This is a genomic window from Gemmatimonadota bacterium, from assembly GCA_016714015.1.
Taxonomy (GTDB): domain Bacteria; phylum Gemmatimonadota; class Gemmatimonadetes; order Gemmatimonadales; family Gemmatimonadaceae; genus Pseudogemmatithrix.
Window position 1 is genome coordinate 1 of record JADJNZ010000011.1, and the last position, 24,115, is coordinate 24,115.

At 70.6% G+C, this 24,115-nt stretch carries 26 protein-coding genes and 2 pseudogenes; 22 read left to right on the forward strand and 6 right to left on the reverse strand.

Annotated elements, in window-relative coordinates; all coding sequences use genetic code 11:
- The first annotated feature begins 235 nt into the window (after positions 1–235).
- Positions 236–493: a hypothetical protein gene (locus IPJ78_18210; GenBank protein MBK7908477.1), complete on the forward strand. Its 258-nt coding sequence runs from the start codon at positions 236–238 to the stop codon at positions 491–493.
- 238 nt (positions 494–731) lie between these two features.
- Here IPJ78_18210 and IPJ78_18215 read toward each other — a convergent pair whose 3' ends face one another.
- Positions 732–1,559, reverse strand: coding sequence for an AraC family transcriptional regulator (locus IPJ78_18215; GenBank protein ID MBK7908478.1), 828 nt, complete (start codon positions 1,557–1,559; stop codon positions 732–734).
- A 256-nt stretch (positions 1,560–1,815) separates the two neighbouring features.
- On the opposite strand from IPJ78_18215, the gene IPJ78_18220 reads away from it, so the two are divergent.
- The 3 genes from IPJ78_18220 to IPJ78_18230 all read left to right on the forward strand — a co-directional run bounded on the left by IPJ78_18220 (position 1,816) and on the right by IPJ78_18230 (position 3,881).
- Positions 1,816–2,823: an NAD(P)-dependent alcohol dehydrogenase gene (locus tag IPJ78_18220; protein ID MBK7908479.1), complete on the forward strand. Its 1,008-nt coding sequence runs from the start codon at positions 1,816–1,818 to the stop codon at positions 2,821–2,823.
- 232 nt (positions 2,824–3,055) lie between these two features.
- A complete protein-coding gene (locus IPJ78_18225; GenBank protein ID MBK7908480.1) occupies positions 3,056–3,454 on the forward strand; it encodes a hypothetical protein in 399 nt (132 codons plus the stop codon).
- Positions 3,455–3,593: 139 nt separating this feature from the next.
- Positions 3,594–3,881, forward strand: coding sequence for a hypothetical protein (locus IPJ78_18230; GenBank protein ID MBK7908481.1), 288 nt, complete (start codon positions 3,594–3,596; stop codon positions 3,879–3,881).
- A gap of 28 nt (positions 3,882–3,909) precedes the next feature.
- Here the strand turns inward: IPJ78_18230 and IPJ78_18235 are convergent.
- Positions 3,910–4,865: pseudogene (locus tag IPJ78_18235) on the reverse strand (IS30 family transposase).
- A 281-nt stretch (positions 4,866–5,146) separates the two neighbouring features.
- Between IPJ78_18235 and IPJ78_18240 the strand changes: the two are divergent.
- Together IPJ78_18240 and IPJ78_18245 are read left to right on the forward strand one after the other, a co-directional pair.
- Entirely contained in the window at positions 5,147–5,797 is a 651-nt protein-coding gene (locus IPJ78_18240; GenBank protein ID MBK7908482.1) for a hypothetical protein, read from the forward strand.
- A gap of 627 nt (positions 5,798–6,424) precedes the next feature.
- Positions 6,425–6,928 (forward strand): RDD family protein, encoded by a 504-nt coding sequence (locus IPJ78_18245; GenBank protein ID MBK7908483.1) that lies wholly within the window; start codon positions 6,425–6,427, stop codon positions 6,926–6,928.
- 334 nt (positions 6,929–7,262) lie between these two features.
- Here the strand turns inward: IPJ78_18245 and IPJ78_18250 are convergent, their stop codons facing one another.
- Positions 7,263–8,045: a hypothetical protein gene (locus IPJ78_18250; protein ID MBK7908484.1), complete on the reverse strand. Its 783-nt coding sequence runs from the start codon at positions 8,043–8,045 to the stop codon at positions 7,263–7,265.
- 823 nt (positions 8,046–8,868) lie between these two features.
- On the opposite strand from IPJ78_18250, the gene IPJ78_18255 reads away from it, so the two are divergent.
- The 10 genes from IPJ78_18255 to IPJ78_18300 all read left to right on the forward strand — a co-directional run bounded on the left by IPJ78_18255 (position 8,869) and on the right by IPJ78_18300 (position 13,946).
- Positions 8,869–9,108: a hypothetical protein gene (locus tag IPJ78_18255; GenBank protein MBK7908485.1), complete on the forward strand. Its 240-nt coding sequence runs from the start codon at positions 8,869–8,871 to the stop codon at positions 9,106–9,108.
- A gap of 42 nt (positions 9,109–9,150) precedes the next feature.
- A complete protein-coding gene (locus tag IPJ78_18260; protein MBK7908486.1) occupies positions 9,151–9,372 on the forward strand; it encodes a DNA-binding protein in 222 nt (73 codons plus the stop codon).
- A 70-nt stretch (positions 9,373–9,442) separates the two neighbouring features.
- Positions 9,443–9,604 carry a hypothetical protein gene (locus IPJ78_18265; protein ID MBK7908487.1) on the forward strand — a complete coding sequence of 54 codons (162 nt, stop codon included), beginning with the start codon at positions 9,443–9,445 and terminating at the stop codon, positions 9,602–9,604.
- Positions 9,605–9,756: 152 nt separating this feature from the next.
- A complete protein-coding gene (locus tag IPJ78_18270) occupies positions 9,757–9,915 on the forward strand; it encodes a hypothetical protein (protein MBK7908488.1) in 159 nt (52 codons plus the stop codon).
- Positions 9,912–10,373, forward strand: coding sequence for a hypothetical protein (locus IPJ78_18275; GenBank protein ID MBK7908489.1), 462 nt, complete (start codon positions 9,912–9,914; stop codon positions 10,371–10,373). The genes IPJ78_18270 and IPJ78_18275 overlap by 4 nt, the downstream gene beginning before the upstream one ends.
- A complete protein-coding gene (locus IPJ78_18280) occupies positions 10,373–10,753 on the forward strand; it encodes a hypothetical protein (GenBank protein ID MBK7908490.1) in 381 nt (126 codons plus the stop codon). Before IPJ78_18275 ends, IPJ78_18280 begins: the two co-directional genes overlap by 1 nt.
- Complete coding sequence (locus IPJ78_18285) at positions 10,754–11,290, forward strand: DinB family protein (protein ID MBK7908491.1); 537 nt, start codon at positions 10,754–10,756, stop codon at positions 11,288–11,290.
- Positions 11,287–12,555 carry an aminoacetone oxidase family FAD-binding enzyme gene (locus IPJ78_18290; GenBank protein MBK7908492.1) on the forward strand — a complete coding sequence of 423 codons (1,269 nt, stop codon included), beginning with the start codon at positions 11,287–11,289 and terminating at the stop codon, positions 12,553–12,555. Before IPJ78_18285 ends, IPJ78_18290 begins: the two co-directional genes overlap by 4 nt.
- A gap of 45 nt (positions 12,556–12,600) precedes the next feature.
- A complete protein-coding gene (locus IPJ78_18295; protein MBK7908493.1) occupies positions 12,601–12,918 on the forward strand; it encodes a hypothetical protein in 318 nt (105 codons plus the stop codon).
- Between the two features lie 14 nt (positions 12,919–12,932).
- Positions 12,933–13,946, forward strand: a complete 1,014-nt coding sequence (locus tag IPJ78_18300) for an AAA family ATPase (protein ID MBK7908494.1) — start codon at positions 12,933–12,935, stop codon at positions 13,944–13,946.
- On the opposite strand, the gene IPJ78_18305 is transcribed toward IPJ78_18300, so the two are convergent.
- Positions 13,895–16,168 carry a glycoside hydrolase N-terminal domain-containing protein gene (locus IPJ78_18305; GenBank protein ID MBK7908495.1) on the reverse strand — a complete coding sequence of 758 codons (2,274 nt, stop codon included), beginning with the start codon at positions 16,166–16,168 and terminating at the stop codon, positions 13,895–13,897. The genes IPJ78_18300 and IPJ78_18305 overlap by 52 nt on opposite strands.
- Positions 16,169–16,181: 13 nt before the next feature.
- Positions 16,182–16,640, reverse strand: coding sequence for a hypothetical protein (locus tag IPJ78_18310; GenBank protein ID MBK7908496.1), 459 nt, complete (start codon positions 16,638–16,640; stop codon positions 16,182–16,184).
- Between the two features lie 108 nt (positions 16,641–16,748).
- Between IPJ78_18310 and IPJ78_18315 the strand changes: the two genes are divergently transcribed.
- The 5 genes and pseudogenes from IPJ78_18315 (at position 16,749) to IPJ78_18335 (ending at position 20,198) form a co-directional block, all read left to right on the forward strand.
- The gene (locus tag IPJ78_18315) at positions 16,749–17,045 is read left to right on the forward strand and encodes a hypothetical protein (GenBank protein MBK7908497.1); all 297 of its coding nucleotides are present in this window, start codon (positions 16,749–16,751) and stop codon (positions 17,043–17,045) included.
- Positions 16,955–17,530 (forward strand): annotated as a pseudogene (locus IPJ78_18320) (ATP-binding cassette domain-containing protein). Before IPJ78_18315 ends, IPJ78_18320 begins: the two are co-directional and overlap by 91 nt.
- Positions 17,531–17,903: 373 nt before the next feature.
- On the forward strand, positions 17,904–19,223 hold the full coding sequence (locus IPJ78_18325) for an alpha amylase C-terminal domain-containing protein (GenBank protein ID MBK7908498.1): 1,320 nt from the start codon (positions 17,904–17,906) through the stop codon (positions 19,221–19,223).
- A gap of 14 nt (positions 19,224–19,237) precedes the next feature.
- Complete coding sequence (locus tag IPJ78_18330) at positions 19,238–19,921, forward strand: DUF4349 domain-containing protein (GenBank protein ID MBK7908499.1); 684 nt, start codon at positions 19,238–19,240, stop codon at positions 19,919–19,921.
- A gap of 1 nt (position 19,922) precedes the next feature.
- Positions 19,923–20,198, forward strand: a complete 276-nt coding sequence (locus IPJ78_18335) for a DUF1905 domain-containing protein (protein ID MBK7908500.1) — start codon at positions 19,923–19,925, stop codon at positions 20,196–20,198.
- Between the two features lie 6 nt (positions 20,199–20,204).
- Here IPJ78_18335 and IPJ78_18340 read toward each other — a convergent pair whose 3' ends face one another.
- The gene (locus tag IPJ78_18340) at positions 20,205–22,253 is read right to left on the reverse strand and encodes a CocE/NonD family hydrolase (protein ID MBK7908501.1); all 2,049 of its coding nucleotides are present in this window, start codon (positions 22,251–22,253) and stop codon (positions 20,205–20,207) included.
- A gap of 118 nt (positions 22,254–22,371) precedes the next feature.
- Between IPJ78_18340 and IPJ78_18345 the strand changes: the two genes are divergently transcribed.
- Positions 22,372–24,069 carry a response regulator gene (locus tag IPJ78_18345; protein MBK7908502.1) on the forward strand — a complete coding sequence of 566 codons (1,698 nt, stop codon included), beginning with the start codon at positions 22,372–22,374 and terminating at the stop codon, positions 24,067–24,069.
- Positions 24,070–24,115: the final 46 nt, after the last annotated feature.

Here is a 24,115-nt window from a genome sequence, read left to right on the forward strand (position 1 = left end):
CTACATCGGCCCGCTCATCGGGCATTTCAACTTGCCGAGGCTCGAACCCGAGAGATTCCCGCGCGCGCCAACCTAACGACAGTTGGTGCAGACGGCCGCGCTAGGGAAGCAGGTGGGCGGCCGTGCTCTTTTGTACCTTTCGGTATCGCACGGCCGCCCACCTGCATTTTATGAAAGCGGCCGCAGCACAACTTGACGTTAGCGCGACGGACCCGGACTTCGAGCTGAGGCAGGCATGACCCTTCTCTCTGTACGTGATCGACGCATCGAGATGGCGATCCTTGCGGTCTGGGCTCTTCTGCTTGCCTGGGCTCTCGGAGCGCGCTTCTTCTCAGCCGCGCCGGCCGCGACGTCCAGCGGATCCATCACCATGCTCACCGGGATGGTGCTCGGCTCGGCGAGTCAGTTCGTCACGCAGCGCGCTCTCCGCTGGACGCTCCTCACCGGGGCGCTGATCGCCGTGGCCGCTGGCCTCTGGATCACGCTAGCCTGACCCGTCGGGCCGAGCCGTGCGTACCGCTCGCTAACGGCAGTTGGTGCTGATGGCCGGCTAGGGTAGCGGGTTGGCGGCCCCGGCCTCATCGTACTTCAGGGTCGGCCGGGGCCGCCAACCCGCATTGATTGAATCGGCCGCAGCACAACTTGACGTTATCGCGACCGACGGGCACTCCCTCCGGCAAGGTTCTCCCTGAGGCTGCCCGTCCTCGCTGGGCCATGCCAACAAGGGAGTGTTAGCTCGCCTGAGCGTGGACGCTGGGCGGCACGCTGAACCGCCGCGAGTACTCACGACTGAACTGCGTTGGACTCGCATACCCAACCTCGAAGGCCGCCTGCGTCACGTTGTAGCCGCGCGTCGACAACAACCGACGTGCTTCAAGCAGTCGCATCTCCTTCAAGTATTGCAGCGGCGTGTTGCCGGTCACTGCCTTGAAGTTGCGGAAGAATGTGGAGTCGCTCATCCCGGCTACCCTCGCGAGGTCCCGCACCGACACGCCTACGCGAAAGCTGCTGCGGATGGTGCCCACAGCCTCTCGGATCCGGCTGGCCACACTGTGCTCGCGCGCGAGGTCGTGCAGCGTTCCCCCGTGCGTCGCTTGACAGAGTCGGAAATGAAGCTCCTTCAGGACGAGCGGGCCCAGGATGCGCGCCTCCGACGCATCCCCGGCGAGTGACACGTATCGGCCGAGGGCCTCGAGCACTCGCGCATCCGTCGCACCCAGTGCGAGCGCCGAACCGGTGGTGCGCCGAGCGGGTCCCGCGGCAATCTCCTCGTCGATGCTGCGCACCAGCTCGACATCGAGTGAGAGAATCAGTGCCAGATACGGACTGACCGTCACCTGCGATACCACCGGAATCGCGTGACTGACAATGAGAGACTCTCCGGGGCCAAAGTCTACCTGTGCCGGTCCAGAGAAAGTCCGCTTGCGGCCTCGAAGGATGAGGCACAGGACCGGCTCGTAGACGCTCGCTTCGAGTGGCGTCGGCGCCGTGTGTCGCACGACGCCCAAGCCGGGCAGTGGGCTGGCGACGTAGCCCGACGTCGCGTGCAACTGCGGCATCGCGCGCTCCAGTGGCGCAATCAGTGATTCCCAAGTCATCGCGTTGAACCGGGTGTGTGCAGGGATGCAGGGCGAGGCCTTCACTAACCTACACGTCAGTGGCAGCGGTGACATGCCGGCGGAGAGAATCAGGCAAGAAATGGGAAGAAAATGGCAGGCACGGCGCGAGGCTACCTCTCATCCTTCGCCCTACGGTGTAGCGCGGCCGCATCGCACGGTCCGCAACCATCACATCGTCGGCAATCGGAGAGTCGCCATGACGACAGTTCGGGGATTTGCAGCGTTCAAGGCGGGTGGTCCACTCGAGCCATTCGAGTACGAACTCGGCCCACTTGGCCCGGACGAGGTCGACCTGAATGTCGACAGTTGTGGCATCTGCTACAGCGACGTCAGCATGATCGACAACGCGTGGGGATTCACTCCGTATCCCTTGGTGCCTGGCCACGAGATCGTAGGGACCATCCGTGCGACCGGCGAGCGCGTCTCGCATCTCAAGGTGGGCGACGTGGTGGGTCTTGGATGGAACGCGGGCTCCTGCCTCTGGTGTGCGGAATGCATGAGCGGCGATCACCACATGTGCGCTTCCGCCGTCAGTACGTTCATCGGCCGGCCGGGCGGCTACGCCGAGCAGGTGCGAGCGCAGGCCCAGGCCGTGTTCAAGTTGCCGAAGGGCGTAGATCCTCGAACGGCGGGTCCGCTGATGTGCGGCGGCATCACGGTCTTCAGCCCCTTCTCACAGTTCGCCATCTCGCCGACCGCGAGTGTCGGGATCGTTGGTATCGGTGGCCTTGGGCACCTTGCGGTCAAGTTCGCGCGCGCGTGGGGCTGTCACGTCACGGCATTCACATCGACGGAGGCAAAGCGGGCGGAGGCTCAGACGATGGGGGCGCACGAGGTCATGCTTTCGACGGATGCCAAGGCCATGGCAAGCGCGGCGGGACGCTTCGACCTGCTCCTGACGACCGTGAACGTTCCACTCGACTGGGAGGCGCTGCTCGGAACGCTGAAGCGACGAGGGCGGCTACACGTGCTCGGCGCCGTGACCGAGCCGCTGGCCTTTCCCGTAACTTCGCTCATGATGGCGCATCGCTCAGTGTCCAGCTCGCCTTCGGGAAGCCCGTCGGACATCGCTCGGATGCTGGACTTCGTCGGGCGACACGGGATCACTCCGCAGACTGAACACTTCAAGCTAGACCGGGTCAACGATGCGATTGAGCACCTGCGCAGCGGCAAGGCGCGGTATCGCGTGGTTCTCGACCGCTGAGGGCGCTACCGCGGACCGCCCCACACTGTGACACGGGCCCCAATGCGGCTTGCCCTTCTGGCCAACGCCGCCCATGCGCGCACACCCTCCTAAATTAAGGCGGAGCAGACTGGGTCTGGCCGCGCGCGCGATAACGCAGCTTGCTGCCGACAGGTGCACTTTGGTGGCGCGGGCTGCGCCCGCGCATTCTATTGGAGCACCTGCAGCAGAAGCACACGTTAGGCGAACGCAGATGACCTTCATTCGGACGAGAAAGGCCACCAACTGGCAGCAGGGCATGGATGCGAAGGAGCGCGTAGTGCGCGCCCTCTTGTTCTTTATTCCGCAACCAGACGCCGCTTTCCGAGATAGCAAGCATCTCGTGCGCGAATGGTGGGTTGAGTGCGGCCCGTCCGGCGAGCCGTGGCGCGAGATTGGGCTCGATGCTCACGGAACTCCAGTCTATGCTGCGCCCGACGATACGGAGTATGGCTACTGGTGCGACACGAACATGACGCTCGCTGACTTCGAGGGTCCGGAAGTAAGCGAGGCCGAGTTTGAAGCGATGTGGGCGCGCACCTCTACCATGCGAAGGGGCGAGGTCAAATCAGCCGCAGAGATCGAAACGGGAACCCAACAGCGAGGCGGGTAGCGCGCGCGGCGTCGCCTAACGATAGTTGGTGCAGACGGTCACGGTATGGAAGCGGCGGCTGCGCCGCCGCATCTTATGGAGTGCCCGCAGCACAACCTGACGTTATGCGGACCAGACTCACCCGGCGGTCCATCGAGAGATGACGACTTCAGAGTTGGCCGAGTTCCGCGAGATCATCGATCGGTGCCTCGCCGGCGTGGAGCAGTCCCCAGCCGTGAGTGCCCGATTCCGCGCACTCATGGGCCTGCATTTTGAAGCCAACTATCAGGCGAGCCGAAGGGGCGAGCCGCCGCTCCCCGAGTATCCGGACCTCAAGCGGCTGAGCGCGCTCGAGAAGCGGCGCTTCACCGCCCTGATGGAAGCCGCCTCCCTCGACTGGACGCCGGCGCTCGAGTGGCTGCCGCTGGATCGGGACGGGGCCATGTAAAGTCAACTTTGAAGTGCACCGCTGAGCATCATGCCGCATAGATCTCCTCCGGGGTGCGAAAGCCAAGCCGCTTGCGCGGACGGCGGTTGAGCTTGTCCGCGATGCGCTGACAGGCCTGCTGCGTCAGGTGTTCCATCGAGGTGCGCGTGGGCGCGTACTGCCGAAAGAGCCCGTTCATGTTCTCGTTGCTCCCACGCTCCCATGAATGGTGCGGCGTCGCGAAGTAGCACTTCGTGGAGACGACGGCCTCGAGCTTCTTGTAGGAGTGGAACTCAGTCCCGTTGTCTAGCGTGAGCGTGCGCACCGGCCGCGGCTGCGCCTCGATCAGCTGCCGCAGCCGCGCGTTCGTGTTGGCGGCCGTGCGTTGTGCGAGCAGGCCGATCGCGACGAAGCCCGACTTTCGCTCCACGAGCGTCACCACGCACGCGCCATGCTGCGTGTTGCCGAGCACGGTGTCGCCCTCCCAATGCCCGATGCGCGAGCGGTTGTGCGCGCCGGCCGGCCGCGTCGAGATATGCCGCTTGCCCGCGAGGCGGCCGCGGCTGTCGTAGGTGCCATAGCGCTTCCGCAGGTTCTTCGTCATCACGCGCAGATGGGTGTAGAGGGTGCCGCCTCGGGCGCGGTCCTCATGGATTGGCGATAGATGGTCTCGTGGCTGATCGCAAGGATATTGAAGCGCGCACACCACCCGACGATCTGCTCCGGGCTCCAGTCCTCGCGCAGCAGGTCCGCGACGAAGGCCCACTCCTCCGCCGTGAACTGCGTGTTTCGCCGCGAGGCGCGCCGGCGCTCGTTCGTATACGACTGCGCCTTGTCGACCCTGTACGAGCGGCCGTCGGTGCGCCAGGCGTTGCGGCGCACCTCGCGGCTGATGGTGCTGGGGTCGCGCCCCAGCTCCCGCGCGATCTCTGCAGAGGAGTAGTCGAGCTTGCGTAGCGCCGAAATGGCGTACCTTTCTTCGAGAGTGATCTGGGTGTAGGTCATGGCGTCCTTTCTCTTGGAGGAGAACTGAAGCCTAGCCTGCCCCAGGTCACCTCACCCGCTTCCGGGTGCGGCGACCGCAGTGCACTTACTATGTGAATGCGCCCGGCATAACGGCGGCTGGTGTCCGATGGCCGTGCTAGGGTAGCGGGTTGGCGGCCACGCTTTATCGTTCCTGAAGGACCGGCGTGGCCGCCAACCCGCATTTTGTGAGAACGGCCGCGGCACAACGTGACGCTATGCCCACCAGACTGGCATCAGTGCAGCGCCTAGCGTGGCTTACCTTGGCGGGCGTCGCGACGCTCGCCTGCGCTGAGCGCGCGCCTGCGCCCGACAGCGAAAGGTCGTTGCGCGTGGACAGCGTTCAGCAAGCCTTGTCGCCTATCGACAGTGCGCTGCTTCCTGCCGTCACGCTCGGCACGGAGGTGATGCGCCCCGAAGTCGCGACGCTGACCGCGCTGTCCTCCCAGTTTGGGGGGACGCTGTGGGAGGAGCCTGCTGATGCGAGCGGGGACACTCGGCTCTGCTACCGTGGCCAGGCGCGCGGTAAGAACGTGAGCGTCGTCTTCGGCTCGAGCTCAATGGGCGGCCCGGAGCACTACCTCTCCTTCATCGCGCTCAGTGACTCGGTGCGCGCAGTCGATCGTGGGGTGTCATGCCCCCATCTGCCGCCGACGATCGCAGTGCGCCTCCAAGGGAGCGAACTCATGCTCGGACTCACCGACGAGGCCCTCAGGTCGCAGCTCGGTGCCCCGGAGCGGCAGGTGGGCGACTCGCTCTTCTTCAGCTGGAGCCGCGAAGAAGTCGGGCCCTACAGGACAATCGGCACGCGCAGAGACACGACTGTCACGTGGTCCGTCTACTCGTGCGCCGTCGTTATCGTGAAGGGCGGTCGCGTTCGCGCATTCGAAGTCGGCCACTCAACCACCTACTGATCTGCCCGCGGGGGCATGACGGCAGTTGGTGACCGCCGGCCGTCTAGGGGAGCAGGTGGGCGGCCGCGCCTTGTCGTACCTTTCGGTACGGCGCGGCCGCCCACCTGCATCTTATGGAGGCGGCCACGCCACGACCTGACGTTAGCCCGACACGGACGAGCATCGATGAAGGGACGGTCTGAGCATGAGCGCCCGCGAAGTGAGGCTGCCGCCGATGTGCGCCAACTCGTGTGGGCCACGGCCCTCGTGTATCCGTTCGTTGCTTTAGCCGCGTATGGCGCGCGAGATCTGGTCGGTCAGCGCACCGCGATGTGGCTCGGCATTGGATTCGCGGTCCTCGCGACGGTCGCAATCTGGCTCTCGGCAGCAGTTGGTGCTTCTATCAACTGGTGGCTCGATCGCTCCGAGCGCCGATCGCATCCGCGCGATCCGCGTGGTGCGGGCTAGCGGCAGTTGGTGCAGATGGCCGGCCAGGGTAGCGGGTTGGCGGCCCCGGCCTCATCGTACTGTAGGGTCGGCCGTGGCCGCCAAACCGCATTTACTGAATCGGCCACGGCACAACCTGACGTTACGCCGAGCGAGAGAATCGGCCGGTGTCAAGCAAGGGCACAGCGACGATCACCGTACATGCAGAAACCCAACCTGCTCATTCGGCGCACTGTGGCGTACGCGGTCGACGTGGCCCTGCTCTTCGCAGTGCTCGCGCCGGCAGGTTGGCTCATGCAGCGGGCTCTCGGGTTCGTTCCGCAGAGCGGCCCCGAGATCTGGCTGGTGCTTCTCGTGAACTTCTCTGGTCCCGCGTGGTTGTACTTCGCGATCGCGGATGCCTCTCGCGGAGGCGCGACCCTGGGCAAACGTTGGCTGCGGCTTCACGTGACGCGGCAGGACGGCGCCCGCCTCAGTAGCCTTCGGGCCGTCGGCCGAACGGCCGCGAAACTCGTACCTTGGGAGCTGACACATGCTTCGGTGTTCGCGCTCGCGGCAGACTTGGGCACCTTCAGTATCGGCCAGGGCGTCGGCCTTGTATTGGCGAACGCACTCATGATGGTGTACCTCGCCTGTGCCGCGTACACGCGAGGTCAACGAGGCGTGCACGACTTCATCGCCGGCACGATCGTGGCGGCGGCCTGACGACGGTTGGTGACTGAGGGCCGTGCCAAGGAAGCGGCGGCGGGCCGCCGCTCCGATGTATCGGACCGACGTTAGGCACTGCGTAGTCAGAGCGTCATCGCGACCCCATCCATCTTGCCCAGCATGGAGGTGTGCACGGAACCCAGCAGCACTCCGCGCGGCGTCACCTCGGAGCAGCGCGATGATCCACGGACAGCGCAGCGCGAGGGCGGCTCGTCACGCGCGAGCGCGCCCTCGGGCTTCCGGTCGCGAGCCTGATGTTCGTCGCCGGTCTCCAGGTGGCGCGCCAGCGGGGATCACCGGACTGCTCGCGAGCACGCGCTCGCTCGCGCGCTCACGCGGCGAGGAGCGGTCGCATCGGTCCCTCCTGCACCTGCGCACGCGCCACCGGAGCGAGCGCTGCCGGAGCGAGCACCACCGGAGCGAGCACCACCGGATCCGCCGCGACGACCGCCGCCTCGCGCACCCGCCGCCGGCCCGGCAGGCGATGCACTCGCTTCGCCTGTCGCCACGCGCTGAGCGTCGCCTCGTCGCGCCGGTAGCGCGCCCGCACGATCGCATCGATCCGGTTCACGGCGAGTCGGCCGAGTCGGAGCTCGTCGGGGATCCCCTTGCTGGCGGTGAGGCGCGAGACGTGGAGCGTCTCGCGGCGCTCCGCCCCCAGCGCCACCGCGTCCCGCGCGGCGCGGAACTGCGCGAGGAAGTCGACCGGCATGCCCTGCGCGACGAACAGCGCTTCGTGCGGCGCGAGCTGCTCCAGCATCGCGTCGGCCGTCTGCAGCACCTGCGCCACGCTGAGCGACGATTTCGGCATCCGGAATCCCGCCGGAATCCCCACATCGGCCCCGGGGCCGATGTGCGCGCGCGCGATGGTCACGACGGGGCGGATGAACTCGTCGCGCAGGCGCCCGATCCGGTCCACCTGTCGCTCCCTCTCGGCGCGGCCGGTCGCCGTCCCGAAGTACTGGGTGCCGGCATGCTCGCGCAGGCGCGTGAGCGACGCTTCCAGCATCCGCCGCGCCTGCCGGATGTCGACCGGACTCTCGATGGGATGCTCGTCGAGGAAGATGCAGACGCGCATGAACGCTTCGGTCACTCGTTGATGGATCACGTACATGGGTGAAGCTCCTCTGAATGGGATTTGGTGGACTCGGGGGACGGCAGTGCGAGCTCGACGTCGGACCGAACGGACTCGAGGCCGGACGGGAGCGGCTCCGGATCGGTCGCGGCGGACCGCGCGGTCGCGGCGGACCGCGACTCGGTCGCGGCGGACCGCGACTCGGTCGCGGGCGACGATGCGCACGTCGCGGGGCACTGTGCACACGTCGCGGGGCACCGTGCGCACGTCGCGGAGCACTGTGCGCACGTCGCGGCGGACTGTGCGCAGCACCCGGGTGACCGGACGCCGCGTGCCGCCGACCGTGCGCCGGTCGCGCCGGACTGTGCGCCAGTCTCGCGAAACCGTGCGCCCGTCGCGGCACGCTGCGCGCACGTCGCGCGCGGCTGCAACTCGAGATCCGGCACCTCGTTACCACGCTGCCCCCGACTCGTAGGTGGTCGCGCCGACCGGTGCGGTCGACTCGACTGGCTCACACGAGGTCGCGGGCTCCTCTTCGCCGCGCGACGCACTCTCGTCGGTCGGCGAAGGAGACTTGGAGCGAGTCCCTCTACTCCTATATCTCTCCAGAACGCCAATTCCAATTACGCCTGAATGGCGAGCTCTTATCGGCCGTATTGGCAGGGACGTCCGGTCTTCTGTGTGTGAGGCGACAGGCACCTGGCGGTGCCCGTCCGAGTGATCCAGGAGGTGACCGCGCGGCTCCATCTCGCCATGCTCCGCGGTCGCGCGGCGCGCCGACCCGTGGCGCCCCGAGGCCCGCCGCCAGCAGATTCCTCCCAGCGGCAACGCCACGACTCCCGCAACGCCCTGAGGGACACGCATGAACATGGTCGTCGCCGGATGGACCATCGCCTTCTGGTTCGCCGCGCTGGGCGGCGGCCTCTACTGGACGCGGCGCTACGTGCGCGCCATCGAGGCGAAGGCGGGCGAGCACGAGCGGATCGCCGCGCTCGAGGCGCGCCTGGCCGCCCTCGAGGCGACGCAGTCCCAGTCGCTCGCCGCGCCCCGAACGGCCGAGCCGGCGCGGGTGGCCGCTCAGGCCACCACCACCACCCGCTAGCTCGGGCGCGCGGCCCACACCCACCTCCCACGAGGGTCTCCCATGTCCCGCGACGCGGTCACGCATCCCAACGCCGAGGCCTTCCCGGCCGGGCTCTCCGGTCCCGCGCTGCGGGCGCTCGCGCACGCGGGGATCCGCTCGCTCGCGCAGCTCGCCCAACGGTCCGAGGCGTCGGTCGCGGCGCTCCACGGGATGGGACCCAAGGGCATCCGCCTCCTTCGCGCCGCCCTCGAACAGCAGGGACGCCACTTCCGGCAAGGCTGAGCCGAGCGCGGTCGGGCGATCGGGCGCATCTTCAGGACAGGCGCGACCCGGCCCTTCTCCAGGTACCCCCGTGGAAAAACTGCTCGTCATGATCGTCTCGACCGTCGGCAGCGCCATCGGCTGGTGGCTGGGCGCGCGGGTCGGCATCATGACCGCCTTCATGGTCAGCATCGTCGGGCTCGCGTTGGGCGTCTGGGGCGGCCGCCGGCTCGCCCGGCACTGGTCGATCTGACGCCCGCTGGTTCACCGCCGTCATCGGCCTCTATGCGCTGGCGTTCCTGGAGCAGATATTGATGGTGAGCGTGTACGGCGACATCCCGCTGGACACGCGGACGATCCTCTGGCTGACGCGCCGCACGCGCGCATCCTCATAAGGGAGGTCCCATGGCGAAGAAGCATCGTACGGCCGTTCCCGACTTCTCGAGCCACAAGCCGCAGGCGCTCCGCCCGGGCGTCACGCCGGCGAAGGCCCCGGTCCCGGTGCCGGCGCCGCGGGTGAAGCCGCAATCGACGAACGCGAAGTCGGGGCGCCGCGGCGGATGAGGACGCGATGGGCGTCTCGCGCGCCGGTCGCCACGCTGCTCGCCGCGCTGACGCTGGTCGTCGCCGCGACGGCCTGCTCCGATCCGCTCGCGCCGGAGGACGCCGCCGGCGTGTACGTGCGCGGGCCCGGCGGGTTCACGTACGCCCCGAACGACGCGTACTACCGCATCCACGCGGACACGATCCTGCTCCGCGCCGACGGCACCGGCGTGCGGCGGACCCATATCGAGTTGCCGACGATGGGACCGATGCCGACGATCACCCGGAACGAGTTGCCGTTCCGGTATTCGCTCGACGGTCGTGATGTGCTCGTGTCCTACCTGTGTCCCGGGATGTGCCTCGCCATGAGCGCGCCCGTGCGCTTCGAACTCTGGGGCGGGGTGCTCATCGCGCGCGACGAGCCCGACGCGACCTTCGAGCGGCGGAGCCCGGTCGCGCCGGTGGGCGAACTCTACTAGTGCGAGCCGCATCGGCCATCCTCTCGCGCGCGAGCGCGGCGCTGCTCGCGCTCGGCGGTCTCGCGCTCCTCTTCGCGTCGGACCGGATCCTGCCGTGGCTCGCGCCGGGGATGCCGCCGAACGCCGCATGGATCGGACAGTTGATCGCCGCCGGCTGGGCGGGCATCGCGTTCCACAACTGGATCGCGCGCGAGCAGCGCCTCGGCGGCATCTACGGACGCCCCACGGTGCTGCTGAATCTCATGCTCTATATGATCAGTGCGCTCGGCCTGGTGAAGGCGGACGGCGCGCCGATGGCGGTCCGGGTGATGGCGCTCCCGTTCGGCGCAATGGCCGCCCTCTACGGTGCGGTGCTCCTGCGCGGCCCCTTCGACACCTAGGTGCCCGCGCCCCACGCGTTCGACCTCGCCGAGGCGGTGGCCCTGCTCGAGCGCACGCCGTCGGCGTTCCGCGCCCTGCTCGCCGGGCTGCCGGAGGCGTGGACCACCGCGGACGAGGGGCCGGAGACCTTCACCGCGTTCGACAACGTGGGCCATCTCGTGCATGGGGAGCGGACCGACTGGATCCCCCGCGCGCGGATCATCCTCGCGCAGGGGAGCGACCGCCGTTTCGCGCCGTTCGACCGCTTCGCGCAGCAGCACGAGAGCGCCGGGAAGACCCTCGGCGCGCTGCTGGACGAGTTCGCCACGTTGCGCGCCGGGAACGTCGCGACGCTGCGGCGCTGGTCGCTGACGGACGCGCAGCTCGCGCTCGTGGGCGAGCATCCCGCCTTCGGGGCGGTGACGCTGCGGCAGCTGCTCGCGACCTGGGTCGCGCACGACCTCGGCCATCTCGCGCAGACGTCGCGGGTGATGGCGAAGCGCTATCGCGAGGCGGTGGGCCCGTGGCGCGCGTATCTCCCCGTGCTCGACCGATGAGCGCGCCCGAGGGGCGCGCGCCGCGGCGCGTGGTGGTGGTGGGCGCGGGAGCGGCCGGCGCGATGGCGGCGATCTTCGCGGCGAGTGGCGGTGCGCGCACCACGCTCGTGGAGCGCACCGCCGACGGCGGCCGCAAGATCCTCATCAGCGGCGGCGGCCGATGCAACATCCTCCCGCTGACGCTCGACGAGACGCGCTTCGTGACCGACTCGTCGCCGAACACCCTCCGGCGCATCGTGCGCTCGTGGCCGCTCGCCGAGCAGCGGCGGTTCTTCGAGGAGACGGTCGGGATCCCGCTGGCGGAGGAGCCGGCGCTCGCGAAGGTGTTCCCCGCGTCGCACAAGGCGCGCGACGTGCGCGACGGGTTGCTCGCGCTCGCCCGCGCGCGCGGCGCGACGCTGCGGATGGCGACGCGCGTGCTCGACGTCGCGCCGCACGCGGGCGCCTGGCGCGTGACGCTCGCCGACGCCGACCCGATCGACGCCGACGCGGTGATCCTCGCGAGCGGCGGCCTCTCGGTGCCCAACACGGGGAGCGAGGGCTTCGGGCTCGAGACGGCGCGCGCGCTGGGGCATGTGATGCACCCGTCGTACGCGGCGCTCACGCCGATCCACGATGCGTCGGGAGCGTTCGCCGCGCTCTCTGGGGTGTCGCTCACGGTGACGCTCACCGCGCGCTCCGCGGCGCGCACGGCGACGCACACGGGCGGGTTCCTCTTCACGCACCAGGGCTACAGCGGGCCGGCGGCGCTCAACGTCTCGCATGTGGTGGTGCGGGCGCGACACGAGGGGATGCCGGCGCGCCTCACGGTGCAGTGGACCGCGCTGGGCGACGCCGAGTGGGAGGCGGCGCTGCGTCCGCAGGGCGCGCGCACGGTCGCGGCGGCGGTGCGCGGCGAGCTCCCCGACCGGCTGGCGATGGCGCTCATCGAGCGCGCGGCGGTCGATCCGCTGCGTTCGCTCGCGGAGCTGCGGCGCGAGGAGCGCAAGCGGCTGATCGAGATGCTCGTGCGCGGCGACCTGCCGTGGAGCGGCGACGACGGCTACAAGAAGGCGGAGGTCACCGGCGGCGGGGTGAGTCTCGCCGAGATCGACCCGCGCACGATGGAGAGCAAGCGGCACCCCGGGCTCTTCCTGTGCGGCGAGCTGCTCGACGCGTTCGGGCCGATCGGCGGCTACAACTTCCTCTGGGCATGGGCGACGGGTCGGGCCGCGGGCAGCGCGGCGTCCGCACGCGTGGTGGCGGGTGATCCCGCTCGCGGGTGACTGAACGGCGCGCATTCGCGTAGATTCGGTCACGGAGGCACCACCATGCTGAACGCCCAGTACTTCCGCACCGCCTTCGCGGATGCGGTGCGCCAGAACGATCCACGTCATCGCGTGGAGCTGCACCTGCGCACCGGCGCGGTCTATGAAGTGACCGGCGTGCACGAGGTGGACGACGGGTTCGTCTCGCTCGACGTGCTCCCGCCCGAGGAGGCGGACATCGCCGCGCAGCGCGCGCGCGCCGGGGCCGCCGCGGCCCCTAACTCGGGCGCGACGGACCGGCTCGTCGTGTCGTACGAGAGCATCAGCTGCGTGCACGTTACGCCGGCGTCCCGTGCCGCGGTGCGGACCGCGGGCTTCTGACGCCACCGCGGTCGATGCGCGGACTGGTCCTCGGCAAGTTCCTCCCGTACCACCTCGGGCACGCGCACCTCATCCGTGAGGCGCGCCGGCAGTGCGATACGCTCACGGTGCTCGTGTGCAGCCTGCCGGACGACCCGATCCCCGGCGGCGAACGCTTCCAGTGGGTGCGCCGGGCGCACCCGGACTGCACCGTCGTGCACGTGACCGACGTGGTGCCGCAGGCGCCCGAGGAGTCGGCGGACTTCTGGCCGCTCTGGACCGCGCTCATCGCCCGGCACGCGGGACGCGTCGATCGCGTCTTCACCTCGGAGGCGTACGGCGACGAGTTGGGGCGCCGGCTCGGCGCCGAGCATGTGTGCGTCGATCGCGACCGTCGCGTGATGCCGGTGTCGGGGAGCGCCCTGCGCGCCGATCCGGTCGCGCATTGGCGCTTCGTGCCGCGCGAGGTGAAGCCGTGGCTGGTGCGCCGCGTCGCGCTGCTCGGGCCCGAGTCGAGCGGCAAGACGACGCTCGCCGCACGGCTCGCCGAGCGGTTCGGCGTGCGGTGGGTCCCCGAGTACGGGCGCGAGTACTGCGAGACGCGCGATGCGCGCACGCTGGGGCCCGCGGACTTCGAGGCGATCGTCTGGGGACAGGCGAGCCTCGAGGACGCGATGGCCGCCGAGGGCGGGCCGGTGCTGATCTGCGACACCGAGCTCCACACCACGTGCACCTGGAGCGAGATGATCCTCGGCGCGTGCGATCCGTGGCTGGTCGCGGCGGCGCGCGCGCGACGCTACGACGCGATGCTGCTGCTCGCGCCCGACGTGCCCTGGGTCGCCGACGGGACACGCGTGCTCGAACTGGAGCGCGTGCGGCATCATCACCTGATCGAGCGCGAGCTGCGGGACGCGGGGCGCACGTGGGAGGCGATCCGCGGGCCGTTCGACGCGCGGGAGCGCGCTGCGATCGCCGCGGTGGAGCGCGTGCTCGGCGGCTACGGCCGCCGCGCCTCGACCGACTCGCCGGCGCGCAGCTCCACGACGTAGTCGCGACCCTCGCGGCGCACACCGGCGCGATCCCAGCGCACCGCGGCGCCGTCGAACGGATCGCGCAGGCGGACAAGGCTCGCGACCGAGGCGGTGAGCCGCACGGAGACGGTCCGTCCCCCGCGTCGCACCGCGCTCACGCGCAGGCCGCCTTCGGCGCGCAGGTCGCGGAACGCGACATCGCGCCAGCGCGCACTCACCGCCGGGAAGACGCGGACGGTCCCGCCCCAGCTCTGCAGCACCATCTCGTGCGCGGCGTGCAGCGCGAGGAAGTTCCCCTCGAGCGTGACGGGGCGATACCGATGCTTGGAGAGGCCGCGCCCTGACTGGTCGCCGTTGGCGTGGAAGCCGTTCCGGAGGAGGAAGGCGCTGCGGAACTTCTCGAGCTCCGCGAGCGCCTCCTCGCCGCGGGCGGCGCGGGCGAGCATGGCGGCGTACCAGGCGAAGCTGTAGCCCACCCACCAGTCGCTCCCCACGCGCGCGAGCTCGTCGAGCGAGCGTCGCACGACGACGCTGTCGCGCGGCTCGGCGATGGTGAGCAGGCCGAGCGGGTGGATCGCCATGAGGTGCGAGAAGTGGCGATGCGACTGGTCGTAGGGGAGGCCCGCGGCGAAGGGTAGGGTGCCGGTGACCGGATCGACGAGGATCGGGTCGAGCGCCTCGCGCGTCGTGCGCCACTCACGGGCCGCGGCGGTGTCGCCGAGCGCGGTGGCCATCTCGTCGAGCGCGCCGAAGCCCCAGTGGAGCAGTGCGAGGTCGAAGTTCGACATCGACGGCAACCAGGCGCGCATCGAGTTGTCGAAGATCTCGGGGCTCGTGGAGAGGGGGAGCCGCAGGCGCCCGTCCACGCCGCGCACGAGCAACGCGCGCGTGGCGCGGCCGAGCGCGGCGGTGAAGGGATAGGCGCGTTCGCGCAGGAAGCGCTCGTCGTGCGAGTAGCGCCACTCCAGGTGAAAGGACTGCGCGACCCAGAGGCCCATCGTCGGCGAGAGCGAGTACTGGCCCCACCCACCGAGCGGCTGTCCGTCGAGGGCTTGCACGCCGGGGACCGCGGCGCCGTCCACGCCGTAGAAGTCGCGCGCGAAGCGCCGATAGGCGGGGAGCAGGCGCCAGTTGTACTCGAGCCAGCCCCGCATCGCGTCGTCCGCGCCGGCGGCGTGCGCCGCGAGGTAGGTCGTCTGCGTGTTGAGGTCGTTGTGCAGGTCCCCCTTCCACGGCGGCAGCGCGTCGCCATCGGCGGTCCAGACGCCCTGCAACGGGATGGGGGGCGCGCCGTCGCGACCACCCGCGCCATAGAGGTACTGCACGAAGTCGAGGTGCGCCTGCATCGCGGTGTCGGGCACGGTGAGCTGCGCCGCGGTGCTCCAGAAGCGCGCCCACCAGGCGCGGTGCGTTCGGCGGGCGGCGTCGTACCCCGCGTCGAGTGCGCGCGCGAGACGCGCGCGTGCGATGGCCTCGGGGTCGCCGCCATCGGCGGAGGTCGCGATGGTCACCGCGACGAGCGTCGCGTCGCCGTCGGGGCGCGTGGCGACCGCGACGACGTACGCGAGGCCCAGCGCGGCCTGCTGGTGCATCGACTGGTAGGTGCGGCCGGCGGTGCTGTCGCGCACGACGCGCGCGGGCGCGTACCCGAGCTGGTCGAGGGACTTCGGGCGCACGATCGTCGCCGCGACGAGGGCGGGGACGCGGAGCAGCGCGACGGTGTCGGTCGCGCTGAAGAACGCGGTCATCGTCGCGTCATCGAACCTGACGCTGCCCTCGGCCTGCGCGAGGTCGAGGGCGAACTGGCGCGCGACGCGCCCCGGCGCGAGGGTGAGCACCACGCGGCCACCCGGCAGCTTGGTGGGGTGCGCGATGTTGTCGTACGGATCGTCGAACCGGATGCGCAGCGAGTCGGCGGCCTTGGCGCCGACGAGGCGGACCATGTCGGCGTAGCGGTGGCCGTCGCGCCCGAATGGTGCGGCCGGCCGGAGATCCCAGAGGTCGGCGCGGTCGAGCGAGAGCTTGATGGCGTCGCTCCCGCCCCAGAGGAGCCCGCCGAGGAGTCCGTTGCCGAGCGGGATGGCCTCGTCCCAGGTGGCGATGGGGGCGGCGACGCGGAGCGCGGAGGTGCGGGCCGGTTGCGCACTCGCCGCCGACGCGAAGGCGCCGGCGGCGAGTGTCCCGCGGCAGAGCGCGGCGGCGAATCGGATGAGGCGGCGCGTGCGGAGTGGCCCCGGCACGAGCGGCGGAACGCTACTTCGCGTTCAGCTGGAGCCCGTAACGGCAGGGTTCGTCGCTGCAGACGGCCATCACGACCTTGATCTTGTACTTCCCCGACTTGGCGGCGGAGAAGACGACGACCGGGCGATCGTCGGCGGCGACGTCGCGGCGCACGAGGTCGCCGTCGCCATCATAGATGAGGAGGTCGAGGTCGGTGCAGTCGTTGTCGCAGGCGCCGAAGAGGACGTACTGCGTGCCGCCCGAGACCGTCATGTCGTGCGAGCCCTCGGCGTCGTCGTCGAGCGAGCCGAAGACGGGGCCGGCGACGACGCGCTTGAAGCCGGACTTCTGCGCGTTCTCGCTGAGGCGGGCGAGGTAGCCCTGCACCTGGCGGGTGTACTCGCTGGTCCCCGAGCCCCCGCGGGAGCGGGCGCCGCCGCAGGCGAGGACGGAGAGGGCAAGCAGGCCAAGCACGAGCCGGTTCATCGTCATGTCGTTCCTCGATCCGTGAAGAGGTGGTGGGAGCGGGGGAAACTATCGGGGCCGGACGGCGAGCGCCATTCGGGAGGAACCCTGACAGGCGGGCATGGTAGCAGGCGGATGCCCGCGTCCCGCCTGCTGCTCCCGTTGATGCCGTTGCTCACGCGCGCGCTCGTGCTCTACCTGATCCTGAAGGTCGCGCTGATGGCGATCGGGACCGCGGCGGAGGGGATGGGCGCGCCTGCGCCGGAGAGCCCGTTCGGCATCATCGTCCTCACGGGGGTGCTCGGCACCGTCGACATCGCGCGCCGCGGCGAGCGGATGCTCTGGGCGAACCTCGGGTACGCCCCTGCGGTGACGGCGGGCCTGTTCGTGCTGGCGGCTCTGGTGGGGGAGGTGGCGTGGGCGATGCGCTGACGCGGGGGGAGGTGCCCGTCCTCGCGGCGGATTGCGTCTCGAAGTCATTCGGCACGCGCCGCATCCTCGGATCGGCGTCGCTGCGAGCCGTGGCCGGGCAGGTGCGCGCGGTGCTCGGCCGCAACGGCATCGGGAAGTCCACGCTGTTCCGCATCGCCGCGGGACTCGTCGCGCCGGACTCCGGCGTGGTGCAGCTCGATGGTCGGACGATCCTCCGGCCGTCGATGGCGCGGCTGGCGCGCGCGGGCGTGTTCTTCCTTCCCGATCACGACCTGCTCTCCTCGGCCTTCCCGCTGGGGCAGCAGCTGGAGCTCTTCGCCGCGCGGTATGCCGCGCGGCCGGCGCTCGAGGCGGCGCGCCTCGCGGGAGTGGAGGATCTCCTCGCGGCGCGCCCGTTCGAGCTCTCCGGCGGCGAGCGGCGGCGCGCCGAGCTGGCAGCGGTGCTCACGCGGCGGCCGCGCTGCCTCCTCGCCGACGAGCCGTTCCGCGGGATCGCGCCGGTGGACCACGAGCGCATCGGCGCGCTGTTGCGGTCGCTCGCCGACGAGGGATGCGCGGTGGTCGTGAGCGGCCACGAGGTGCCGACGCTGCTCTCGCTCGCGGATCATGTCACATGGAGCACCGCGGGGACGACGTATGAGCTCGGGGCGCCCGTGCTCGCGCGACAGCACCAGGGGTTCATCCGGCCCCCCCGCCCGAGCTCCCCTCACGGGCCCCATCCGCTGCCGTCGCGCGACGCCCGCTCGACGCTGCATCTTTCCCTCGGGCGTCGACCCCCCGCGCGCTCGTCGTCGGATCGCACCCCGCCCTCCTCCCGTCGCCATCTCGCCTCCGGCGCTCGCCGCCTGCGGCGGCGGGATGGAGTCCACGCCCGCCGGGTCGGCCGCGCCCATCGCCGCGCACCCGGAGTGGGCGCGCGATGCCGCGATCTACGAGGTGAACGTCCGCCAGTTCACGCCCGAGGGGACCTTCACGGCGCTGCTGCCGCACCTCGCGCGCCTCGACGACCTCGGCGTGGACATCCTCTGGCTCATGCCGGTGCAGCCCATCGGCGTCGATCGCCGCAAGGGGGGACTCGGCAGCTACTACTCCATCTCCGACTACCGGAAGATGAACCCCGAGTTCGGCACGCAGGCCGAGCTGAAGGCGGTCATCGACTCGGCGCACGCGCTCGGGATGAAGGTCATCCTCGACTGGGTGGCGAACCACACCGCGCACGACCACACCTGGATCACCACGCACCCCGACTGGTACGTGCGCAACGCGGCGGGGCAGATCTCCAATGCGATCGACCGCGACGGCAAGGAGACGGACTGGACCGACGTCGCGGAGCTCGACTTCGCGCAGCCGGCGATGCGCGCGGCGATGATCGACGACATGACCTGGTGGCTGCGCGAGATGGGGCTCGACGGCTTCCGCTGCGACGTGGCGTGGGGCGTGCCGCTCGACTTCTGGCTCGAGGCGCGCACGGCGCTCCTGCAGGCGAAGCCGGACCTGTTCATGCTCGCCGAGGAGGAGGGGGTGAACATGCACGCGGCCTTCGACGCCAGCTACGGGTGGGAGTTCCATCACCTGCTCAACGGGATCACGCAGGGGAAGGAGCCGGTCGCGAAGCTCGACGAGTACCTCGCGAAGCAGCAGACGTACCCGGCGAACGCGTACCGCATGTACTTCACGAGCAACCACGACGAGAACAGCTGGCAGGGGACCGAGTTCGAGCGGATGGGGGACGACCATCTCCCCGCCTTCGTGCTCGCCGCGACGCTCGCGAACTCGTTCCCGCTGCTCTACACGGGACAGGAAGGGAAGCTGTCGAAGCGGCTGCGGTTCTTCGAGAAGGACACCGTGACCTTCACCGACACGACGCTCGTGCCGTTCTATCGGGCGATGTTCGCGGCGAAGGCGGCGACGCCGGCGCTCTGGAACGGCGCCGATGGTGGGGCGCAGGTGAAGCTCGCGGGCACCGGCTCGGCCGACGTGTACGCGTTCACGCGGAGCAAGGGCGAGAGCCACGTGGTGGTGGCGGTGAACTTCGGTGACGCGGCGGCGACGTTCGCGTACACCGGGCTCGGCGCACCGGGGACGTATCGCGACGCGTTCACCGGCGCGGCGATCGAACTCGCGGCGAGCGGGTCGATCGCGCTGCCGGCGCACGGCTACGTGGTGTACCTGCGGTGAGGGCGGGCCGGGTGATGCGCGGCGCGTTCGCGGGGATCGCGGTGTGGCTCGCGCTCCCGCTCGCGGCCTGCCAGGGCACGTTGCGGTCGGACACCGACTTCAGCGGCCGCGGCGTCGCGGCGGTGTCGATGCGCGCACGGGAAGGGGTGAACGCGCCATCCGCCGATCGCACGATCATCCGTACGGCCTCGCTCACCGTCGCGGTGGCCGAGGTCGCGGCGGCGCAGGCCGAGGTGGAACGGCTCGTGGGGGCGGCGAGCGGCCAGGTGTCGCGCACCGCGAACACGTCAGGGACGGTGACGATGACGGTGCGCATCCCCGATGGGCGGCTCGATGCCACGCTCGAGTCGATCGCCGCGCTCGGCAAGGCGCGCGCGCGGTCGATCGCGTCGCAGGACGTGACCGAGGAGGTGATCGACCTCGACGCGCGCATCCGGGCGCTGGAGACCTCGCGCGACCGGCTGCGCGCGCTGCACGAGCGCACGAACACCGTGGACGAGATCATCGCGGTGGAGCGCGAACTCGCGCGCGTGCAGGGGGAACTCGACTCGCTGCAGGGGCGTCTCCGCTCGCTGCGGTCGCAGGCGGACCTCTCGACGGTGCACCTGACGCTCGAGCCGCAGCACGTGCTCGGCCCCCTCGGCGCGGTCGCGGCGGGGCTCGGGTGGGTCGTGCAGAAGCTCTTCCTCTGGAAGTAGCGTGCCCGCGTACGGTGGTGCATTCACCGCGGTGCTCTGGCGCTACCCGGGCAAGGGCGGCTGGCACTTCGCACCGGTGCCGGACAAGTACGCCCCGCCGGTGACGCACGGGTGGGGGCGCACACCGGTCACGGCGACGGTCGATGGCACCACGTGGGAGACGAGCGTCTGGCGTGGCAAGGACGGGCGGACGCTCCTCGCCGTGCCGGCGAAGGTGCGGGGCGACAAGGGTGATGGCGACCGGGTGCGCGTGACGCTGCGATTCAAGAGCCTCTGATGGGGCTCAGTGCCAGCGTCGCGGGATCCGCTCCACCCATTCCTTCTCGCGGATCATCCGACCGTTCATGGTGAGGCGGCGCGAGACGGTCACGTCGAAGGCGTCCACCGTCCCGCGCACGCTGAAGCGCGTCTCGACGAGGATCGTCCGGTCGACGTCGATCTGGTGCATCGCGGATCCTTCCCAGCTCGCGCTCGCGGGATCGGCGTCGCGGACCTCGTAGCGGTACTCCTCCCGCGCGGCGAAGCGCGCCTCGCCCTGCTTGCGCGCGTTCACGGTGAGCCAGCGGACGACGGTGGTCCCCGCGGCGCTGTCGCGCGTGACGAGCGGCCCCACGCTCGTGTCGGCGAGCCAGGTGACATCCTCGCGCGCGGGTCGCGGGTGCGGGGCGGGGAGCACGGGCCGCGGGAACGCGCTCTCGCGCGGGACCACCGGGAGTTCGAGCCGCGAGCGCGAGAGGTCCACGACGCCGGTCGCCGCGTACGGCGTGGGCCAGAGCATGGGGAACTGCGCGTTGGTGAGCGCCACGCGGAGGCGGTGCCCGGGGGGCAGCGTCCAGGTGGTGAAGTGCAGGTCGATGGTGAGCGAATCGACCGCGCCGGGCTCCGCGCGTCGCGGTGCGTCGGTGCCGTAGCGGTGCGCGACGTTCACCGCGCCCCCGGTGATGAGCGAGGAGCGTCCGTCCGGCCAGACGCTCTCGAGCCGCGCGACCCAGTGCCCGAGGGGCGCGCCCTCGCGCACGGCGATCGTCACGCGCGGCAGGCCGAGGATGGCGATGGCGGTGTCGGCGGCGGGGAGGTCGATGGTGATCGCGTGCGCGTCGTCGGCGGCCATGTCGCCGGTGGCTTCGCCCCACCACTCGCCGGCGGCGGTGCCGCTGCCGGGCGCAGACGCGAGCGTCCGCGCGGTGTCAGTGCCGAGCGGCGTGGTGACGATCGTCGCACCGCGCGCCGGCCACTCCTCGAAGCGCCAGCCGCCGGGCGTGGTCTCGAGTTCGGCATCGGGCGCGGGCGCCTCGCGCTGGAAGACGAGGAGCGGCGGTTCGTCCATCAGGCCGGTGTCCTTGTCGTTGAGCCAGTGGTCCCACCACCGCGAGGCACGCACGCGCCACTCGTAGTTGGGACCGGGGGCGCCGTTGTCGGGCCAGGAGTGGTTCCAGGGGCCGATCTCGACCTTCACCGGCGCGGTGACCTGCGACGCGAGTGCGCGGATCGGCGTGTCGCGGTAGCCGTCGAGCAGCCCGCCGATGAAGTAGGCCGGCACCTGCAGCGCGGCGCGATGCCATCGCAGTCCGTTGCGACGCCAGAACTCGCCATCCTCCTGCTCGGCGAGGTACGTGAGCAGCCAGGGGCGCGCCTCGAAGCGGTCGGCGTAATAGGCGGAGTCGAGGGCGTAGCGCGGCGTGCGCGGCAGGCCATTGCCGTGGTCGATCTGCAGCGCGTAGCGGTCGAGATGGAGCACGCCGTCGATGTACCGGACGTCGTCGTGGAAGAGGTCGTCGCTCGCGTGCATGGCGAGGATGGCGCGCAGCGCGGGCGGCTGACGCATCGCGATCTGGATCGCGTTGAAGCCCCCCCACGAGATCCCCCACATCCCCACGCGGCCATTCGCGCGCGGGTCGGCGGCGAGGAGGCCGATGAGCTCCACCGCGTCGTCGAGCTCCGCCTCCGAGTACTCGCGTGACGGCACCGGGCCGGTGGAGGCGCCGGTGCCGCGCACGTCGACCTTCGCCATCAGGAAGCCGCGCCGCGCGAACCAGTCATAGAGCGGGAAGTCGCGCGCGTAGAAGTCGTCGTCCTTGCGGTACGGGATCATCTCCAGCAGCACCGGGAAGCGCTCGTTGGCCTTCATCGCCACCGGCACCCAGCGGGTGATGCCGAGCCAGATGCCGTCGCGCATCTTCACCGAGTCGTACTCGACCGTGTACTGGTGCGTCGCTGGGCGGTCGTTCGGGTCGACCGGGGGGCCCGCGCAGGCACCGACGCCGAGGAACGCCCCGACCGAGGCGAGGAGCAGCGCCCGGCGGGCGGCGGAGAGGGGGACGGGAGTGCGCACGCGCGGAATCTGACACCCTGTCAGGGAGGAGGCCATACGCGCCGTTCCGGTGCCTTGCGGGGCGAACCCGGGAGCCGCATCTTCGTGCGCGTTCCGCCCCCACCCCCGCACCGCGCACGTGGTCCCTGCTCCCAACGATCCGCTCGCCCTGAACGCGCAGCTGCAACGGCACCACCAGGCCGTCCATGCGCTCGCGATCATGGATCACGAACATCTCGCGACCGCCATCGCCACCACGGTGCGCGAGCTGGCGGCGGCGCTCGAGGTCGCACGCGTCAGCGTCTGGACCTACGACAAGGATCGCACCGAGATCCGCTGTCGCGGCCTCCACGATCGCGGCGTGTTCTCCACCGGGGCCGTGGTCGTCCGCGGCGCGACGCATCCGCGCTACTTCGCCGCGCTGCGCGAGTACCGCGTCGTCGATGCCTCCGATGCGCGCCTCGACACGCGCACGAGCGAGTTCCGGGACGACTACCTCAAGCCGCTCGGCATCACGTCGATGCTGGATGTCTCGCTCCTCGTGGGCGGGGAGTCGATCGGCGTGCTCTGCGCGGAGCACATCGGCGCGCCACGCGAGTGGACGGAGCCCGAGGCGGCGCTGATGACGTCGGCGGCCGCGCTGCTCGCGATCGGCTTCGCGATCGACCGGCAGCGCTCGCTCGAGGAACAGCTGCGGCAGTCGCAGAAGATGGAGGCGGTCGGCCTCCTCGCCGGCGGCATCGCGCACGACGTGAACAATGTGCTGAACATCGTCGTCGGCGAGGCCGAGCTGCTCGAGGACGCCCTCCCCACGGCGGAGTCGCTCGCCCGGGTCGTCGCGATCCGCGACGCCGCGCGCCGGGGGGCCGGGCTCACGCACAAGCTCCTCACCTTCTCCCGGCAGCGCCCCGTGGTGCTCGAGCCGCTCGACCTCTCGGCGGTCGTCGCCGGGGCCGAGCACCTCATGCGCGGCGCGGTGAGCGAGTCCGTGCGGATCCACGTGCGGCGCCCCGCCGACCCGACGATGGTCCTCGCCGACGCGACCCTGGTCGAGCAGCTCCTGCTCAACCTGGTGGTCAACGCGGGGCATGCCATGCCGCAGGGGGGCGAGCTCAGCATCACGGTCGACGTCGCGCCCGCGGGCAGCGCCTCGGCGGACGTGACGGCGGAGCAGGGCGGGGCGCTCGCGCGCCTGCGCGTGAGCGACACCGGCGTGGGGATGAGCCAGGAGCTCCTGCAGCGCATCTGGGAACCGTTCTTCACCACGCGCGAGCTGGGCTCCGGTCTCGGGCTCGCGATCGTGCACGGCGCGGTCCGGCAGATGCGCGGCTCGGTGACGGTGGAGAGCGAGCCGGGGCATGGCTCGTCGTTCAGCATCCACCTGCCCTTGCTCGGCGCCGTTCCCGCGGCCGCGCAGGCCGCACCGGCGGCCCGCACGCCGGCCGCCACGCACCTGCTCCTGGCCGAGGACGAACCGGATGTGCGGCGGGTGATCGCCGCCACGCTGCGCCGCGCCGGGTATGAGGTCACGGAGGCCGAGGACGGCGAGGCGGCCGTCGCGCTCTTCGCGCAGCGGCCGAGCGAGTTCGACCTCTTCGTGAGCGACGTGATGATGCCGCGCCTCGACGGCCCGGGCGCGTTCCAGCGGATGCAGGTCCTGCGGCCGGGGATCAACGCGCTCTTCCTGAGCGGCTACGCTCCCGAATCGCACCGGCTCGCCGGGCTCGCGCGGGATGGGTCGCGGGCCGAACAGCTCGCCAAGCCGGTGGCGCGTCGTGACTTGCTCGCCGCGGTCGCCGGGCTCCTCGCCGCGCCGCCGATCGCCGCGGCGCGCTGACCGAACGGCCCACGCGCGGGGCCCCGGCGCTCTCATGAAAGCGCGC

Excerpts from the sequence above, each read along its gene's own strand:
- IPJ78_18210 (MBK7908477.1), top strand. The coding sequence starts at position 236 with ATGACCCTTCTCTCTGTACGTGATCGACGCATCGAGATGGCGATCCTT.
- IPJ78_18215 (MBK7908478.1), bottom strand. The coding sequence starts at position 1,559 with ATGCCGCAGTTGCACGCGACGTCGGGCTACGTCGCCAGCCCACTGCCC.
- IPJ78_18220 (MBK7908479.1), top strand. The coding sequence starts at position 1,816 with ATGACGACAGTTCGGGGATTTGCAGCGTTCAAGGCGGGTGGTCCACTC.
- IPJ78_18225 (MBK7908480.1), top strand. The coding sequence starts at position 3,056 with ATGACCTTCATTCGGACGAGAAAGGCCACCAACTGGCAGCAGGGCATG.
- IPJ78_18230 (MBK7908481.1), top strand. The coding sequence starts at position 3,594 with ATGACGACTTCAGAGTTGGCCGAGTTCCGCGAGATCATCGATCGGTGC.
- IPJ78_18245 (MBK7908483.1), top strand. The coding sequence starts at position 6,425 with ATGCAGAAACCCAACCTGCTCATTCGGCGCACTGTGGCGTACGCGGTC.
- IPJ78_18250 (MBK7908484.1), bottom strand. The coding sequence starts at position 8,045 with ATGTACGTGATCCATCAACGAGTGACCGAAGCGTTCATGCGCGTCTGC.
- IPJ78_18255 (MBK7908485.1), top strand. The coding sequence starts at position 8,869 with ATGAACATGGTCGTCGCCGGATGGACCATCGCCTTCTGGTTCGCCGCG.
- IPJ78_18260 (MBK7908486.1), top strand. The coding sequence starts at position 9,151 with ATGTCCCGCGACGCGGTCACGCATCCCAACGCCGAGGCCTTCCCGGCC.
- IPJ78_18270 (MBK7908488.1), top strand. The coding sequence starts at position 9,757 with ATGGCGAAGAAGCATCGTACGGCCGTTCCCGACTTCTCGAGCCACAAG.
- IPJ78_18275 (MBK7908489.1), top strand. The coding sequence starts at position 9,912 with ATGAGGACGCGATGGGCGTCTCGCGCGCCGGTCGCCACGCTGCTCGCC.
- IPJ78_18290 (MBK7908492.1), top strand. The coding sequence starts at position 11,287 with ATGAGCGCGCCCGAGGGGCGCGCGCCGCGGCGCGTGGTGGTGGTGGGC.
- IPJ78_18295 (MBK7908493.1), top strand. The coding sequence starts at position 12,601 with ATGCTGAACGCCCAGTACTTCCGCACCGCCTTCGCGGATGCGGTGCGC.
- IPJ78_18300 (MBK7908494.1), top strand. The coding sequence starts at position 12,933 with ATGCGCGGACTGGTCCTCGGCAAGTTCCTCCCGTACCACCTCGGGCAC.
- IPJ78_18310 (MBK7908496.1), bottom strand. The coding sequence starts at position 16,640 with ATGACGATGAACCGGCTCGTGCTTGGCCTGCTTGCCCTCTCCGTCCTC.
- IPJ78_18315 (MBK7908497.1), top strand. The coding sequence starts at position 16,749 with ATGCCCGCGTCCCGCCTGCTGCTCCCGTTGATGCCGTTGCTCACGCGC.
- IPJ78_18325 (MBK7908498.1), top strand. The coding sequence starts at position 17,904 with ATGGAGTCCACGCCCGCCGGGTCGGCCGCGCCCATCGCCGCGCACCCG.
- IPJ78_18330 (MBK7908499.1), top strand. The coding sequence starts at position 19,238 with ATGCGCGGCGCGTTCGCGGGGATCGCGGTGTGGCTCGCGCTCCCGCTC.